Genomic DNA, 13,148 nt, shown 5'->3' on the forward strand with positions numbered 1-13,148 from the left:
GCCCGTCTTTCCCACGAGGCGGGCCCCGAGGGGTGCGTCAGTGCGCGGAGTACCGGTACAGGTCGCGCAGCAGCGCGATCTCGGCGCCGTGGTGCAGCAGCTCCTGGTTCACCCACCAGACGATCTCGACGAACGGCTCCTCGGCGTCCCCGCCGTAGGGGTAGGTGCAGTACCCGACGGTGTCCAGCGCGGCGTCGCCCGCCGCGAGCAGGGTGTTCCGCCACGCCGTCGCCGCGGCCTCGAAGTCGGCCACCGCCTCCGCCGCCGTGCCCGGCACCGGCAGGTCGTCCCGGTCCAGCGAACGGGTGCCGTCGGTGTGGTCGGAGCGCAGCCACAGCATCTCGGTGAGGTGGCACAGCCGCCAGGCCAGCGTGGTGAACGGGGTCGGCTCCGGGTGCGGCCACGGCGCCGAGTCCCGCCCCCACTCGCCCTCGCCTCCGCCGACCAGGAACCCGGCCGCCTCGCCCGGCCCCTCCGAGCGCCGCCGCACCGACCAGCAGCGCGGCACCGGCTCCCAGCGGTACTCGTGGTCGGTCATGGTGACCACCGCGACGTCCAGCCCGTTCCCGCTGTTGACCGTCGGCCCGGCCATCCGGTCGGTGAGCCGCTTGCGGGCGAAGTCGAACTGGGCGAGCAGGGGCGCCAGGCGCTGAGGGGTCGTCATGGGGCGAACCCTGGCACGGCGGACGCTCCGTCCGCGACCGGGTTACGGGGCCGGGGCCGGGGCCGGGGCCGGTTCGGTCAGCCCGCGCCGAGCTGCCGCAGCGCCCGCTCCAGCCGGCTCGCCCGGCTCTTCGGGGTGAGGGCCTGGAGCAGCGGCAGCATCAGCTGGTAGCGGGCCGTCCGATCCAGCCCCTCGAACGCGGCGGCCGCCGCCGGATCCTCCGCCAGCGCCGCCGCCAGCTCGGGCGGGACGGCGGCGGTGCTGGCCGGCGGGTACGCCCCCGCCCAGCGGCCGTCCTGCTGGGCCCGCCGCACCTCGGCCAGCCCCGGCTCGCGCATCCGCCCGGCGGCGGTCAGCTCGGCGACCTTCTCCACGTTCACCAGCGACCAGAGGCTGCGGGGCCGCCGCGGCACGTACCGCTGGAGGTACCACTGCCCGTCCAGTGACCGCCGCTGCCCCGACACCCACCCCCAGCACAGCCCGACGTCCACCAGCTCCTGCTCCGTCACGGACGGGACCCCGGCCCCCTTCTTCGCGACCTTCACCCACACCCCGTCCGCCCGCCCGTGATGCTCCGTCAGCCACCCCTCGAACGCCGCCCCGTCCGCGAAAGCGATGACCTCGACCCCGTCCAGCTGCTCCATCCCCCCAGGCTAACCACCCGCCCCGACACCCCGTCAGGCCGCCGGTCACGTGTCGCCGACGGCCCGCCAGGCGTCGTCCAGCCGCCCGACCTCCTCCGGGGTGGCGGAGATGAGGCGGCGCCACGCGAGGGGGCGGCCGTGCGGGTACCCCGTGAGATTGCCCAGCACGCTCTGGACCGCCTCCTCGTCCACCTCGCCGGGCCAGGCATCGGCGATCGCCGCGATCTCCTCCCTGGTCCACCCCGTCAGGGTCTGGAACTCCCAGTCCTCGAAGAACGGCCCGTGCACCGCGGCGTCCAGGCACTCCTGGACGATCCGCAGCTCCCGTTCGGTCGTCCAGTCACCGGCGCGCATGCCCGCATGGTCGCACCGGCCGGGCCCGTCTCACCGGAGGTGCGGGGGGTGGGTCGCGGTGTCGACGGAGTCCGAGCCGTGGCCGGGACTGCCCCCACCCCCCGTGGCCGCGAGCCCCGAGGGCGCTCCGTCCGGCGGATGCACAGCACCGTAGCGCCGCCCACGGACAGCGCCTCCGACAGCCCGGTCGGAGGCTGCGGCGGGCCGCCCTTGTCAGGGGAGGCGGGTGGGCTGCACACTGGTACCGACCGAACGGTCAGTCGGGAGGTGGGTTGCGGTGACGGTGGCCGATGCGGGTGAGGCCTTGGCGGGGCGGTTCGAGGCCGTGGTGGCGGCGGACCAGCGGATCGAGCCGAGGGACTGGATGCCGGAGGCGTACCGGGCGACGCTGGTGCGGCAGATCGCGCAGCACGCGCACTCCGAGATCATCGGCATGCAGCCCGAGGGGAACTGGCTGACCAGGGCCCCCTCGCTGCGCCGGAAGGCGATCCTGCTGGCCAAGGCCCAGGACGAGGCGGGCCACGGGCTGTACCTGTACGCGGCGGCGGAGACCCTCGGGGTGGACCGGGCCGAGCTGACCGAGAAGCTGATCAGCGGGCGGCAGAAGTACAGCTCGATCTTCAACTACCCGACGCTGACCTTCGCCGACGTCGGCGTGATCGGCTGGCTGGTGGACGGCGCGGCGATCTGCAACCAGGTGCCGCTCTGCCGGTGCAGCTACGGGCCGTACGCCCGGGCGATGGTGCGGGTCTGCAAGGAGGAGTCCTTCCACCAGCGGCAGGGCTACGAGCTGCTGATGACGATGATGCGCGGCACCGAGGGCCAGCGCGCCATGGTGCAGGACGCGGTGGACCGCTGGTGGTGGCCGTCGCTGATGATGTTCGGCCCGCCGGACGGCGACTCGCCGAACACCGCGCAGTCCATGGAGTGGCGGATCAAGCGCCACACCAACGACGAACTGCGGCAGCGCTTCGTCGACATGACGGTGCCCCAGGCGCAGCACCTCGGCGTCACCCTCCCCGACCCGGCGCTGGCGTGGAACGAGGAGCGCGGCGGCTGGGACTTCGGCGAGCCGGACTGGTCCGAGCTCAAGCAGGTGATCAAGGGTCAGGGCCCGTGCAACGCGCAGCGGGTCGAGCGCCGCCGGGCCGCCCACGAGGACGGCGCCTGGGTCCGCGAGGCCGCCCTGGCCCACGCGGCCAAGCAGCGGGCGAAGCAGAAGGAGAACGAGGCATGAGCAAGGCCGACTGGCCGCTGTACGAGGTGTTCGTCCGCCCCCGGCGGGGCCTGAACCACGTGCACGTCGGCTCGCTGCACGCCGCCGACGACCGGATGGCGCTGCTCGCCGCCCGCGACCTCTACACCCGGCGGAACGAGGGCGTCAGCCTCTGGGTGGTGCCGTCGAGCGCGATCACCGCCTCCACCCCGGACGAGCAGGACCCGTTCTTCGCCCCCAGCGGCGACAAGGTCTACCGCCACCCGACCTTCTACGACATCCCCGAGGATGTCCCGCACATCTGACGGGGGAGCACCTCTCATGAGCGACGACCACGTGTACCTGTCCCTCGCCGAGGCGGACCACGGCCCGGAGGGCGAGGCCCGCTGGGCGTACGGCACCGGCTTCTCCGACCCGCTGCTCGGGGTGGACCGCGCCGTCCCGGCGGGGGTCGACCCGGCCGCCCTGGCCGAGTTCTGCCTGATGCTCGGCGACGACGCGCTGGTCCTGGCCCAGCGGCTGATCGAGTGGTGCACCCGGGCGCCCGAGCTGGAGGAGGAGGTGGCGCTGGCCAACCTCGGCCTCGACCTGCTCGGCCAGGCCCGCCAACTGCTGACCCGCTCCGGCCAGTTGGACGGCACCGAGCGGACCGAGGACGACCTGGCGTACTGGCGCGAGGACCACCAGTTCCGCAACGTGCGCCTGGTCGAGGTCCCCAACGGCGACTTCGCGCACACCGTGGCCCGGCTGCTGCTGTTCTCCACCGCCCGCCTGGCCCTCTTCGAGCGGCTGGCCGGCCACGCCGACCCGGTGCTCGCGGCGGTCGCGGCCCGGGGAGTCAAGGAGCTGGCCTACCACCGCGAGTACGCCGCCGCCTGGACGCTCCGGCTCGGCGACGGCACCGCGTACTCCGCCGAGCGGATGCGGGCCGGTCTGACGGCGGTCTGGCCGCTGCTGGACGAGCTGTTCACGCCGCACCGGGTGGAGCTGGCGCTCGGGGTGGACGTCGCCGAGCTGCGCGAGCCGGTGCTGGCCACGCTGGCGGAGGTGCTGGCCGCGGCGGGGCTGGAGCTGCCGGAGGCCGCGCCGATGGCCCGGGTCGGCGGCCGGGCCGGGCGGGACGGCGTGCACACCGAGGCGCTCGGCCTGATGCTCGCCGAGCTCCAGGTGGTGGCCAGGGCGCACCCGGGGGCGACGTGGTGACCACGACCCTGCGGCCCGCTCTGGAGGTCGCCGCCGAGGTGCCCGACCCGGAGCTGCCGATGCTGACCCTGGCCGACCTCGGCGTGCTGGCCGAGGTCGAGCAGCGCGGCGACGCCGTCACCGCCTGGCTCACCCCGACCTACTCCGGCTGCCCGGCGGTGGCCGAGATGGCCGCCGACGTGGCGGGCCGGCTGCGGGCCGCCGGGTACCGGGAGGTGGACGTGCGGCTGCGGCTGGACCCGCCGTGGTCCAGCGACCTGATCACCGAGGCCGGCCGGGCCAAGCTGGCCGCCGCCGGGATCGCCCCGCCGCACGCCGTCGCCGCCGCGTCCCCCGGGCCGCTCGCCCTCACCCTCGGGCGGACCAGGCTCGCGGTGCTCTGCCCGCAGTGCGGCAGCCGGGAGACGGAGGAGCTGTCCCGCTTCGGCTCCACCTCCTGCAAGGCGCTCTGGCGCTGCCGCGACTGCCGGGAGCCCTTCGAACGGATCAAGGAGATCTGACCCGTGACCACCACCGCCCCGCGCCGCCTGGCCTTCCACTCGCTGCGGATCGCCGCGTCGGAGCAGCTCTGCGAGGACGCCGTCGCGGTCACCTTCGAGGTGCCGCCGGAGCTCGCCGAGGAGTACGCCTTCCGCCCCGGCCAGACCCTGACGGTCCGTCGGATCGTGGACGGGGTGGACGAGCGGCGCTCGTACTCGATCTGCGCCCCCGCCGGGGGAGCGCTGCGGATCGCGGTCCGCGAGGTGCCGGGCGGGCTGTTCTCCCGCTGGCTGGTCCGGGAGGCGGGCGTGGGCACCGAGGTGGAGGTGCTGCCGCCGGTCGGCCTGTTCACCCCCGACCTCTCGGTGCCCGGCACCCACGTGCTGCTGGCGGCGGGCTCCGGCATCACCCCGATGCTCTCGATCGCCGCCTCGGTGCTGGCCGACGGCGTGTCACGGGTGGTGCTGGTCTACGGCAACCGGCGCAGCGACACGGTGATGTTCGCCGACGAGCTGGCCGACCTGAAGGACCGTCACCTCGACCGCCTCCAGCTGGTGCACGTGCTCTCCCGGGAGAGCCGCGACGCCGAGCTGCTCAGCGGCCGGCTCGACCCGGAGCGGGTCCGGGCCCTGCTGACCGCTCTGGTGGACGCCCCCGAGGTGGACCACTGGTGGCTCTGCGGCCCGTACGGCATGGTGATCGGCGCCAAGGAGCTGCTGCACGAGCTGGGCGTCCCGGCCGAGCGGGTCCACCAGGAGCTCTTCCACGCCGAGGACGAGCCGCTCGCCGAGCGGGCCGAGGAGGAGGCCGTCGACGCCGACGCCGCCGAGGTCACCGTCATCCTGGACGGCCGCTCCGGCACCCTCTCCCTCCCGCGCGACCGCTCGATCCTGGACGGCGCCCAGCGCGCCCGCCCCGACCTCCCGTTCGCCTGCAAGGGCGGCGTCTGCGGCACCTGCCGCGCCCTGGTCACCGAGGGCGAGACCACCATGCGCCGCAACTTCGCCCTGGAGGAGAAGGAGCTCGCCGCCGGCTACGTCCTGACCTGCCAGGCCCGCCCCGTCTCCGACAAGGTGACGGTCGACTTCGACCGCTGACCCGGAACGCCGGGACGGCCGTCGCTCACCGGGCCGGGGCGGGCTCGCGTTCGTTCGGGTCGCCGAGGAGGGTGACCAGGTCGTTCGCGGCGGCCCGGCCGGCCCGGTTGGCTCCGACGGTGGAGGCGGAGGGGCCGTAGCCGAGCAGGTGGATGCGGGGGTCGTCGGTGGCACGGGTGCCGGTGAGGCGGATGCCGCCGGCCGGGGTGCGCAGGTGGAGCGGGGCGAGGTGGGCGGTCTCGGCACGGAAGCCGGTGGCCCAGACGATGGCGTCGAAGCGCTCCTCCCGCTCGCCCCAGGCCACGCCGTGCTCGGTGAGGCGGTCGAACATCGGGCGCCGGTGCAGGGCTCCCAGCTCCTCGGCGCGGCGGTATGCGACCGAGGGGCCGAGGCCGGTGACGCTGACCACGCTGCGCACCGGCAGGCCCTCCCGGACGCGCTGCTCGACCAGGGCGACGGCGGCCCGGCCGGACTCGGGGGTGAACGGCCCGTCCCGGTACTCCGGCTCACGCCGCGTCACCCAGACCGTCTCGCCGACGGCGGCCACCTCCGAGAGGACCTGGATCGCCGAGGCGCCGCCGCCGACCACCAGCACCCGCTTCCCGGCGAACTCCTCCGGCCCCCGGTAGTCCGCGTAGTGCAGCTGACGGCCCGTGAAGTGCCCGGGGTAGAAGGGCAGGAAGGGCCTGGTCCAGGTGCCGGTGGCGTTCACCAGCGCCCGGGCCCGCCACTGCCCGGCGTCGCTGCTCACCAGCAGCCGCCCGTCGGGCAGCGGCTCGACCGAGGAGACCTTGACCGGCCGGACCACCGGCAGGGCGTGACTGGCCTCGTACGCCGCGAAGTAGCCCGGCACCACCTCGCGGGCCGGCGCGCTCGGGTCGGGCTCCGGCAGCTCGAAGTCGGGCAGGTCGTGGAAGCCGTGCACGGTGGCCATCCGCAGCGAGGGGGAGCGGTGGGCCCAGGCGCCGCCCGGGGTGGCGTCCGCGTCCAGCACCACGAAGCCGGTGTACGGGGCGAAGCCGCGTCGGCGCAGGTGGTAGGCGGCGGACAGGCCCGCCTGGCCGGCCCCGATCACCACGACGTCGACGTCCACCATCGTTTCACCGTAAACAGTCACGGTGGTGAAACATCACCGGGGGGAGAGCTGTTCCCCACCCCGACTAGTCTCGGGGCATGACGATGCGCAAGGCCGTTCCCCCGAGTGTCGACGCCATGCTCGAAGACCTCGAGAGGCTCATCACGACCGAATCCCCCTCGGACGACCCCACCGCACTGAAGGCCTCGGCCCACGTGGTCGCCGAGGTGATCGAGCGGCGCCTGGGCGGGCGGGCCGCGATCGTCGAGCTGGACGGGCTGCCGCACGTCCACTGGTCCGGCGGCGGCGAGCCCCGGGTGCTGGTCCTCGGTCACCACGACACCGTCTTCCCGCTCGGCACCCTGGAGCGCCGCCCGTTCACGGTCGCGGACGGGCGGGTCACCGGGCCGGGGGTCTTCGACATGCTCGGCGGCCTGGTCCAGGCGGTGCACGGGCTGGCCGCACTGGACGACCTGGCGGGCGTCGAGATCCTGGTGACCGCGGACGAGGAGGTCGGCTCCCGCAGCTCGCGGGCGCTGATCGAGGAGCGGGCGCTGGCCTGCGGCGCGGTGCTGGTCTTCGAGGGCGCGGCCGACGGCGGCGGGCTGAAGACCGCCCGCAAGGGCACCGGCGGCTTCCACGTCACCGTCACCGGGCGGGCCTCGCACGCCGGGCTGGAGCCCGAGGCCGGGATCAACGCGCTGATCGAGGCCGCCCACCAGGTGCTCGCCATCGCCGAGTTCGGCCGCCCGGAGCTCGGCACCACCGTCACCCCGACCGTGGCCGAGGCCGGCACCGCCGAGAACGTCGTGCCCGCCTCCGCGACCGTCCTGGTCGACGTCCGGGTCGAGAGCCGACAGGAGAAGGAGCGCGTCGAGGCCGCCTTCGCGGCGCTGACCCCGCGGGTGGAGGGCGCGAAGCTCGCCGTCTCGGGCGGGATCAGCCGGCCGCCGATGCCGGAGTCCGCCTCCGCCTCGCTGTTCGCGGTGGCCCGGGAGCTGCTCCCCGGGGTCGAGGGCCGCGCGGTCGGCGGCGGCAGCGACGGCAACTACACCGCGGCGCTCGGCGTCCCGACCCTCGACGGGCTGGGCGCGGTCGGCGGCGGGGCCCACTCCGACGACGAGTACCTGCTGGTCGGCTCGATGGTCGAGCGCGCCGAACTGGTGGCCGGCCTGGTCGGGGCGATCCGGCAGACCTGACGGACCGTCGGCGGGCGACCGGAGCCGCCCGCCGACCTTCGCTCACTGCAGCGGCGAGATCACCACGGCCGTCCCGTACGCGCAGATCTCCGTCCCGAGGTCGGCCGCCTCGGTGACGTCGAAGCGCATCATCAGCACCGCGTTCCCGCCGCGCGCCCGGGTCTGCTCGACCAGGCGCTCCATCGCCTGGTTCCGGGACTCCACCAGGGTCTTGGTCAGCCCCTTCAACTCCCCTCCCAGCATGGACTTGAACGAGGCGCCGATCTGCGTTCCGATGTGACGGCTGCGCACCGTCAGGCCGAACACCTCCCCGATCACCCGGTCCACCCGGAAGCCCGGGACGTCGTTGGTCGTGACCACCAGCACGTCGGCGCCCGGGCCCTGCCCGCCGCCGAACTCTTCGAGGTTGCTCATGGTTGCCATCCTGCAACCCGGGGACCGGCCAAGCAGGTGGACTCGCTCGGGCACAGCCTGTAAACCTGGTCCCATGGGCGAGCGAAGCGATCATCCACAGGGGCCGGGCGCGGCGGCTGACTCCGGCGCGCAGGAGATCGAAGCGACGGTGGTGCTCGGCATCCGGATCACCGACTGGGACCAGTTGCGCCGTGCCGCACGGGCCGCCGTCGAGGAGCTGCACTTCACCGGGATCGATCCGCAGGGGCAGCGGGAGGCACTGCTGCGCGAGGTCTCCGAGGACCCCAACGCGGCGCTCGGCGCGCTGCTCCACCCCGACCGGCTGGTGGCCGCGATCCCCGGCGTCGAGGCGATCGGCGGCACCCTGGAGATCGCCGTCACCGACGACTTCGCGCCGGACTTCGCCGAGCTCTTCCCGCTCGACCTGGACGAGGAGGACGGCGGCGGCACCGGGGACTGGACCCTCACCCCGCGCACCGCCTGCCTGATCCACACTCAACTCATCACCCTGGCCGACGCCGCGTACGACGACCTGGACGAGCACGAGGACGACCCGGTCACCGACGAGGAGGAGGCGGACTGGGCGGTGCTCGGCCGCCTGCCGCAGCGCACCTGGCAGCTGCACCGCAGCTGGCGCCGCGCCTTCGCCCGGGCCTTCGACGACCTCGCGGACGACCTGGCCCTCGGCGAGTGGCCGCTGCCCCGCAACCTGGCCGAGGAGCTGGCGCTCCGGCTCGCCCTGGTGGACGCCCGCGAACTGCTCGGCGCCCAGCCCCAGGCCGTGGCCGACATGATGGGTGACCTCCCGGTCGACCTCTACGACTACGACTGGGACGGCTGCGCCGACGAGCTGTTCGGCGTCTACGGCCCCGACGAGGGTGACCCGGAGCTGGACGCCACCGAGCGCACCGACGTCCTGCTGGCCGCCACCCACCCCGAGGGCTGGTTCCTCACCTACGAGGACGCCGAGGAGCGCGACCCCACCCGGGGCTACCGCCGCTGACCCTCCGTCAGGCTCCGCCGCCCAGGGCCTCGGCGAGCCGGGCGTCCTGGGCGGGGGTCAGCGGGAGGCGGGCGTGTCGGGGGCTGTGCTCCTCGGAGCAGCGCGGCAGCCGGCTCGGGGTGGTGGTCGCACCGCTGAGCGGGGAGACCGCGTCCTCGCCGGTCACCCAGCTCGGGCCGTCCCAGAACGGGTGGTCCAGCAGGGCCTCGGCCAGTTCGTGCAGTTGCTCGGACCGCACGCCGACGCCGGTGAGGGCCTCGGCGACGGTGGTCGCGGCGTCCGGCGGGAGGTCGGCGTCGCCGAGGACGGGCAGCAGCAGGAGCAGCCGGGCGTGCGGGTCGGTGACGCCGGGGCCCTCGCCGGGATGGTGGGCGAGGTGCAGGAGTTCGCGCCAGGAGAGGCCGGGGCCGGTGTAGTGGCCCTCGGTGCTCGTCACCCGGAGCGGGCGGTCCCATTCGGGGTGGTCGAGGTGGTAGTCGACGCCCTCGTCGTCGGTGAAGTTGCGGTGGACGATCACCAGCCGGTGGCCGTCGGCGAGCGGCAGTCGGATCACCGGCCAGGCGGCCGGGTCGTGCAGCACCTCGACGGCGGCGTCCACGTCCGCGCCGTCGACGCCGAACAGGGCCGGCTCGGGATCGAGCTCCTCGCCCTCGGCGAGCCAGAGCAGGTAGGCCGCCCAGAAGCCGGGGAGCAGGAGCAGGTCCTCGCCCGGGGTCAGGGGTTCGTCCTCGTAGTCGGGTGTCCGCAGCACGGGAGCATGGTGCCACGCCGACGATCTAAGCTCGACGGGTGACCAGCTCTCCTTTCACCGCGCCCAGCACGCCCGCCGTCGAGGACCCCCGGGACGCCAACCCGCAGTACGTGCTGCCGTTGGTCGTCCAGCTGGAGAAGACCGACCCGCCGGCCCGGACGGACGCGCTGGAGACCTCGGCGCGGGCGGTGCTGACCCTGCTGGCCGACGAGCGGGTGACCGGGGCCGAGGGGGAGTGGGCCGAGCGGGTGGCCGCCTGGGAGGACGCGCGGATCCGGAAGGTGGTGCGGCGGGCCCGCGGCGGCGAGTGGCGCAAGGCGAACGAGCTGCCGGGGATCACCGTGACGGGCCGTCAGGCCGAGGTCCGGGTCTACCCGCCGATCCCGCTGGACGGCTGGCCCAAGGAGCTGGCCAAGCTCCAGGTCTCCGGCACCGACCTGGACGATCCCGAGGAGCCGGGCCCGGCCCCGGACGGGGTGCCGGTGCTCTGGCTCAACCCGGAGCTGGAGATGAGCGCCGGCAAGACCATGGCGCAGACCGGCCACGCCGCCCAGCTCGCCTGGTGGCGGCTGGACGGCGCGCAGCGCAAGGAGTGGGCCGAGGCCGGCTTCCCGCTGGTGGTCCGCACGGCGTCGAAGGAGGACTGGCCCGCCCTGACGGACGGTCACCTCCCGGTGGTCCGCGACGCCGGCTTCACCGAGATCGCCCCCGGCTCCTGCACCGTGGTCGCCGACCATCCGGCCTTCCGGCCGTAGGGCCTCGTTCGAATTCGGTGGAACCACGCCGACCCGCCGGACATCCTTGCTTCCGCTGATGAGTCTTGTGGGACGACCGACGGGGGACGTGGATGTTCGAGGACGGCACTGTGATCATCGGGGTGCTCGGTCTGCTGTTCGCCGGAGTGGGGGTGACCTTCTGCCTCGTGCTGCTCAAGCGGGTGCGGGGAGCACGCAGGGCACTGGCCCGCGGTACCGAGGTGGAGGCCCGGTGCCTGGACACCTACGTGAGCCAGCCCGGTGGGAACGGAGGGGGCCGGGGCGTCCGGCACGTGATCCTCGGCTTCCGCACCCTGGAGGGTCGCGACGTCCGGTTCGAGGACCTCTCCGGCGTTCCGCGGGTGCTCGGTGACCGGGTCCGGGTCCGGTACCTCCCGGAGGATCCGCAGCAGGCGGCCGTCACGGACGCGAACCCGTACGGCGGGGCGGGCCGTACCGTGCTGTTCGTCGCCTTTCCCCTGGCGTTCGCCTGTGTGGGCCTGTGGTTCGCCGCGGTCGGCTTCGGCCTGGTCGACTTCCACTCCCACCCGGATCTGCCCTCCGTCCAGCCCTCCGTCTCGGCGTCGCCGTCCTGGCCGTGGCTCGGTTAGACGTCCTTGCGGGTCAGGGAGCGGTGGCCGAGCCAGAGCAGCAGGACGGTCCAGGCGGCCATCAGGAGCAGGCCGGTCCAGTGGCCGAAGGCGATGTGCGGGTCGGGCTGCTGCTTCCAGGCGTACTGGCCGGCCCGGTCGGGGAGGTACTGGGCGGCCACCCGGACGCCGGGGATGGCGGCCAGGGCGGTGGTGCCGAAGAAGACCAGCGGGGTGAGCAGGCCGAGGGCGGCGCTGAGGTTGCGGAAGCAGGCCGTGATGCCGAAGCAGATCAGCACCAGCATCGGGCAGTAGAGCACCCCGGCCACGGCGGTGCGGAGCATGCCGGGGGCGGAGAGGTCGAGTCCGGTGGTCGCGGCGACCGCGAGCATGGAGCCGCCGGTGGTCAGCAGGCCGACCAGCAGGCCGAGGCCCGCGCCGAGCAGGGCCTTGGCGGCGTAGAGGCGGCCGCGCCGGGGGACGGCGGTGAGCGAGGCGCGGATGGTGCCGGAGTTGAACTCCTGGCCGATCAGCAGGATGCCGAGGCAGGCCAGCGGCACCTGGCCGAAGTTGAAGCCGTAGAAGATGCCGACGCCCTTGTCCTCGGTGAGCGAGCCGTCGTCCGAGTAGTTGACGTTCACCAGGAGGGTGATCCCGACGCTGAGGACGACGGAGACGAGCGGGGCGGACCACTGGGAGACCAGGGTGGTGAGCTTGGTCCACTCGGAGCGCAGCACGAGGGTGGTGGTGCTCATGCCGCCACCGCCCGGTACTCGACGCTGTCCGCGGTCATCCGCATGAAGGCCTCCTCCAGCGAGTCCTGACGGCTCGCGATCTCGTAGAGCACGACGCCGTGCGCGGCGGCGTACCGGGCGAACTCCTCGCCGCTCACCCCGTCGACCTCCCAGCCGCCGTCCTCGGCCTGGGTCGCGGTGAGGGACACGGTGGCCATCAGGCGGTCGAGCTTCTCCGGGTCGACGGCACGCACCCGCAGCCGGGGGCGGCCGTGCTCGGCGATGAAGGCGTCCAGGGTGGAGTCGGCCAGCAGGCGGCCACGGCCGATGACCACCAGGTGATCGGCCGTCAGGGCCATCTCGGTCATCAGGTGCGAGGAGACCAGCACCGAGCGGCCCTCGGCGGCCAGGCCGCGCAGCAGTTCGCGGATCCACCGGATGCCCTCCGGGTCGAGGCCGTTGACCGGCTCGTCCAGCAGCAGGGCCGGCGGGTCGCCGAGCAGGGCCGCTGCCACGCCGAGCCGCTGGCGCATGCCGAGCGAGAAGCCGCGGACCCGGCGCCGGGCCACCTCGGCCAGGCCGACCTGCTCCAGCACCTCGGCCACCCGTCGGTCCGCCAGGCCGTTGCTGCGGGAGAGGCAGAGCAGGTGGCCCCGGGCGGTGCGGCCGCCGTGCACGGCGTTGGCGTCCAGCAGGGCGCCCACGGTGCGGAGCGGGTCGGTCAGTTCGGCGTAGGGGCGGCCGTCCACCAGGGCGCGGCCGGCGGTGGGGCGGTCGAGGCCGAGGAGCATCCGCACGGTGGTGGTCTTGCCGGCGCCGTTCGGGCCGAGGAAGCCGGTCACCGAGCCGGGGCGGACCTCGAAGGAGAGGTCGTCCACGGCGCGGGTCCGTCCGTAGGTCTTGCTCAGGCCTTGGACCTGGATCACGTTCGCCTCCTCGGGGAGTTGCCGACGTGGTCCATTCCAGCCG

Annotated in this window: 17 protein-coding genes; 9 read left to right on the plus strand and 8 right to left on the minus strand. The window is 74.2% G+C overall.

Going from position 1 to position 13,148, the window contains the following annotated elements; translation table 11 throughout:
* Positions 1-37 precede the first annotated feature (37 nt).
* The 3 genes from ACWEPF_RS06860 to ACWEPF_RS06870 form a co-directional block, all read right to left on the minus strand.
* The gene (locus ACWEPF_RS06860; protein ID WP_345279189.1) at positions 38-664 is read right to left on the minus strand and encodes a DinB family protein; all 627 of its coding nucleotides are present in this window, start codon (positions 662-664) and stop codon (positions 38-40) included.
* A 77-nt stretch (positions 665-741) separates the two neighbouring features.
* A complete protein-coding gene (locus ACWEPF_RS06865) occupies positions 742-1,308 on the minus strand; it encodes a YdeI/OmpD-associated family protein (protein WP_452171719.1) in 567 nt (188 codons plus the stop codon).
* 45 nt (positions 1,309-1,353) lie between these two features.
* The gene (locus tag ACWEPF_RS06870; protein WP_452171720.1) at positions 1,354-1,662 is read right to left on the minus strand and encodes a hypothetical protein; all 309 of its coding nucleotides are present in this window, start codon (positions 1,660-1,662) and stop codon (positions 1,354-1,356) included.
* Between the two features lie 277 nt (positions 1,663-1,939).
* Between ACWEPF_RS06870 and paaA the strand changes: the two genes are divergently transcribed.
* Genes paaA through paaE form a run of 5 tightly spaced genes read left to right on the plus strand, consistent with a single transcriptional unit; the run spans position 1,940 to position 5,658 of the window.
* The gene (gene paaA / locus ACWEPF_RS06875) at positions 1,940-2,899 is read left to right on the plus strand and encodes a 1,2-phenylacetyl-CoA epoxidase subunit PaaA (RefSeq protein ID WP_452171721.1); all 960 of its coding nucleotides are present in this window, start codon (positions 1,940-1,942) and stop codon (positions 2,897-2,899) included.
* The gene (paaB, locus tag ACWEPF_RS06880) at positions 2,896-3,183 is read left to right on the plus strand and encodes a 1,2-phenylacetyl-CoA epoxidase subunit PaaB (protein WP_345279177.1); all 288 of its coding nucleotides are present in this window, start codon (positions 2,896-2,898) and stop codon (positions 3,181-3,183) included. Before paaA ends, paaB begins: the two co-directional genes overlap by 4 nt.
* Before the next feature lie 16 nt (positions 3,184-3,199).
* On the plus strand, positions 3,200-4,081 hold the full coding sequence (gene paaC / locus ACWEPF_RS06885) for a 1,2-phenylacetyl-CoA epoxidase subunit PaaC (protein ID WP_452171722.1): 882 nt from the start codon (positions 3,200-3,202) through the stop codon (positions 4,079-4,081).
* Positions 4,075-4,581, plus strand: a complete 507-nt coding sequence (gene paaD / locus ACWEPF_RS06890; protein WP_452171723.1) for a 1,2-phenylacetyl-CoA epoxidase subunit PaaD — start codon at positions 4,075-4,077, stop codon at positions 4,579-4,581. Before paaC ends, paaD begins: the two co-directional genes overlap by 7 nt.
* Positions 4,582-4,584: 3 nt before the next feature.
* Positions 4,585-5,658, plus strand: coding sequence for a 1,2-phenylacetyl-CoA epoxidase subunit PaaE (gene paaE / locus ACWEPF_RS06895; protein WP_452171724.1), 1,074 nt, complete (start codon positions 4,585-4,587; stop codon positions 5,656-5,658).
* A gap of 25 nt (positions 5,659-5,683) precedes the next feature.
* On the opposite strand, the gene ACWEPF_RS06900 is transcribed toward paaE, so the two are convergent.
* Complete coding sequence (locus ACWEPF_RS06900; protein WP_452171725.1) at positions 5,684-6,754, minus strand: FAD-dependent oxidoreductase; 1,071 nt, start codon at positions 6,752-6,754, stop codon at positions 5,684-5,686.
* Between the two features lie 77 nt (positions 6,755-6,831).
* On the opposite strand from ACWEPF_RS06900, the gene ACWEPF_RS06905 reads away from it, so the two are divergent.
* Positions 6,832-7,932: a M20 family metallopeptidase gene (locus ACWEPF_RS06905; RefSeq protein ID WP_345279167.1), complete on the plus strand. Its 1,101-nt coding sequence runs from the start codon at positions 6,832-6,834 to the stop codon at positions 7,930-7,932.
* 42 nt (positions 7,933-7,974) lie between these two features.
* Here the strand turns inward: ACWEPF_RS06905 and ACWEPF_RS06910 are convergent, their stop codons facing one another.
* A complete protein-coding gene (locus ACWEPF_RS06910; RefSeq protein WP_345279161.1) occupies positions 7,975-8,346 on the minus strand; it encodes a YbjQ family protein in 372 nt (123 codons plus the stop codon).
* Positions 8,347-8,419: 73 nt separating this feature from the next.
* On the opposite strand from ACWEPF_RS06910, the gene ACWEPF_RS06915 reads away from it, so the two are divergent.
* The gene (locus tag ACWEPF_RS06915; protein WP_452171726.1) at positions 8,420-9,349 is read left to right on the plus strand and encodes a hypothetical protein; all 930 of its coding nucleotides are present in this window, start codon (positions 8,420-8,422) and stop codon (positions 9,347-9,349) included.
* A 7-nt stretch (positions 9,350-9,356) separates the two neighbouring features.
* Here ACWEPF_RS06915 and ACWEPF_RS06920 read toward each other — a convergent pair whose 3' ends face one another.
* On the minus strand, positions 9,357-10,100 hold the full coding sequence (locus ACWEPF_RS06920; protein ID WP_452171727.1) for a hypothetical protein: 744 nt from the start codon (positions 10,098-10,100) through the stop codon (positions 9,357-9,359).
* A 38-nt stretch (positions 10,101-10,138) separates the two neighbouring features.
* Here ACWEPF_RS06920 and ACWEPF_RS06925 point away from each other — a divergent pair, with 38 nt between their 5' ends.
* Both ACWEPF_RS06925 and ACWEPF_RS06930 read left to right on the plus strand, forming a co-directional pair.
* Positions 10,139-10,855, plus strand: coding sequence for an aminoacyl-tRNA hydrolase (locus ACWEPF_RS06925; RefSeq protein ID WP_452171728.1), 717 nt, complete (start codon positions 10,139-10,141; stop codon positions 10,853-10,855).
* Positions 10,856-10,947: 92 nt separating this feature from the next.
* Positions 10,948-11,466, plus strand: a complete 519-nt coding sequence (locus ACWEPF_RS06930) for a DUF3592 domain-containing protein (RefSeq protein ID WP_452171729.1) — start codon at positions 10,948-10,950, stop codon at positions 11,464-11,466.
* Here the strand turns inward: ACWEPF_RS06930 and ACWEPF_RS06935 are convergent.
* Entirely contained in the window at positions 11,463-12,200 is a 738-nt protein-coding gene (locus ACWEPF_RS06935; protein WP_452171730.1) for an ABC transporter permease subunit, read from the minus strand. The genes ACWEPF_RS06930 and ACWEPF_RS06935 overlap by 4 nt on opposite strands.
* On the minus strand, positions 12,197-13,105 hold the full coding sequence (locus ACWEPF_RS06940) for an ABC transporter ATP-binding protein (RefSeq protein WP_452171731.1): 909 nt from the start codon (positions 13,103-13,105) through the stop codon (positions 12,197-12,199). The genes ACWEPF_RS06935 and ACWEPF_RS06940 overlap by 4 nt, the downstream gene beginning before the upstream one ends.
* Between the last annotated feature and the right edge of the window lie 43 nt (positions 13,106-13,148).

The organism is Kitasatospora sp. NPDC004289 (genome assembly GCF_053602875.1).

Bases quoted from the DNA above. Each gene is read 5' to 3' on its own strand.
- ACWEPF_RS06860 (WP_345279189.1), bottom strand. From the start codon at position 664: ATGACGACCCCTCAGCGCCTGGCGCCCCTGCTCGCCCAGTTCGACTTC.
- ACWEPF_RS06865 (WP_452171719.1), bottom strand. From the start codon at position 1,308: ATGGAGCAGCTGGACGGGGTCGAGGTCATCGCTTTCGCGGACGGGGCG.
- ACWEPF_RS06870 (WP_452171720.1), bottom strand. From the start codon at position 1,662: ATGCGCGCCGGTGACTGGACGACCGAACGGGAGCTGCGGATCGTCCAG.
- paaB (WP_345279177.1), top strand. From the start codon at position 2,896: ATGAGCAAGGCCGACTGGCCGCTGTACGAGGTGTTCGTCCGCCCCCGG.
- paaC (WP_452171722.1), top strand. From the start codon at position 3,200: ATGAGCGACGACCACGTGTACCTGTCCCTCGCCGAGGCGGACCACGGC.
- ACWEPF_RS06900 (WP_452171725.1), bottom strand. From the start codon at position 6,754: ATGGTGGACGTCGACGTCGTGGTGATCGGGGCCGGCCAGGCGGGCCTG.
- ACWEPF_RS06905 (WP_345279167.1), top strand. From the start codon at position 6,832: ATGACGATGCGCAAGGCCGTTCCCCCGAGTGTCGACGCCATGCTCGAA.
- ACWEPF_RS06910 (WP_345279161.1), bottom strand. From the start codon at position 8,346: ATGAGCAACCTCGAAGAGTTCGGCGGCGGGCAGGGCCCGGGCGCCGAC.
- ACWEPF_RS06915 (WP_452171726.1), top strand. From the start codon at position 8,420: ATGGGCGAGCGAAGCGATCATCCACAGGGGCCGGGCGCGGCGGCTGAC.
- ACWEPF_RS06930 (WP_452171729.1), top strand. From the start codon at position 10,948: ATGTTCGAGGACGGCACTGTGATCATCGGGGTGCTCGGTCTGCTGTTC.
- ACWEPF_RS06935 (WP_452171730.1), bottom strand. From the start codon at position 12,200: ATGAGCACCACCACCCTCGTGCTGCGCTCCGAGTGGACCAAGCTCACC.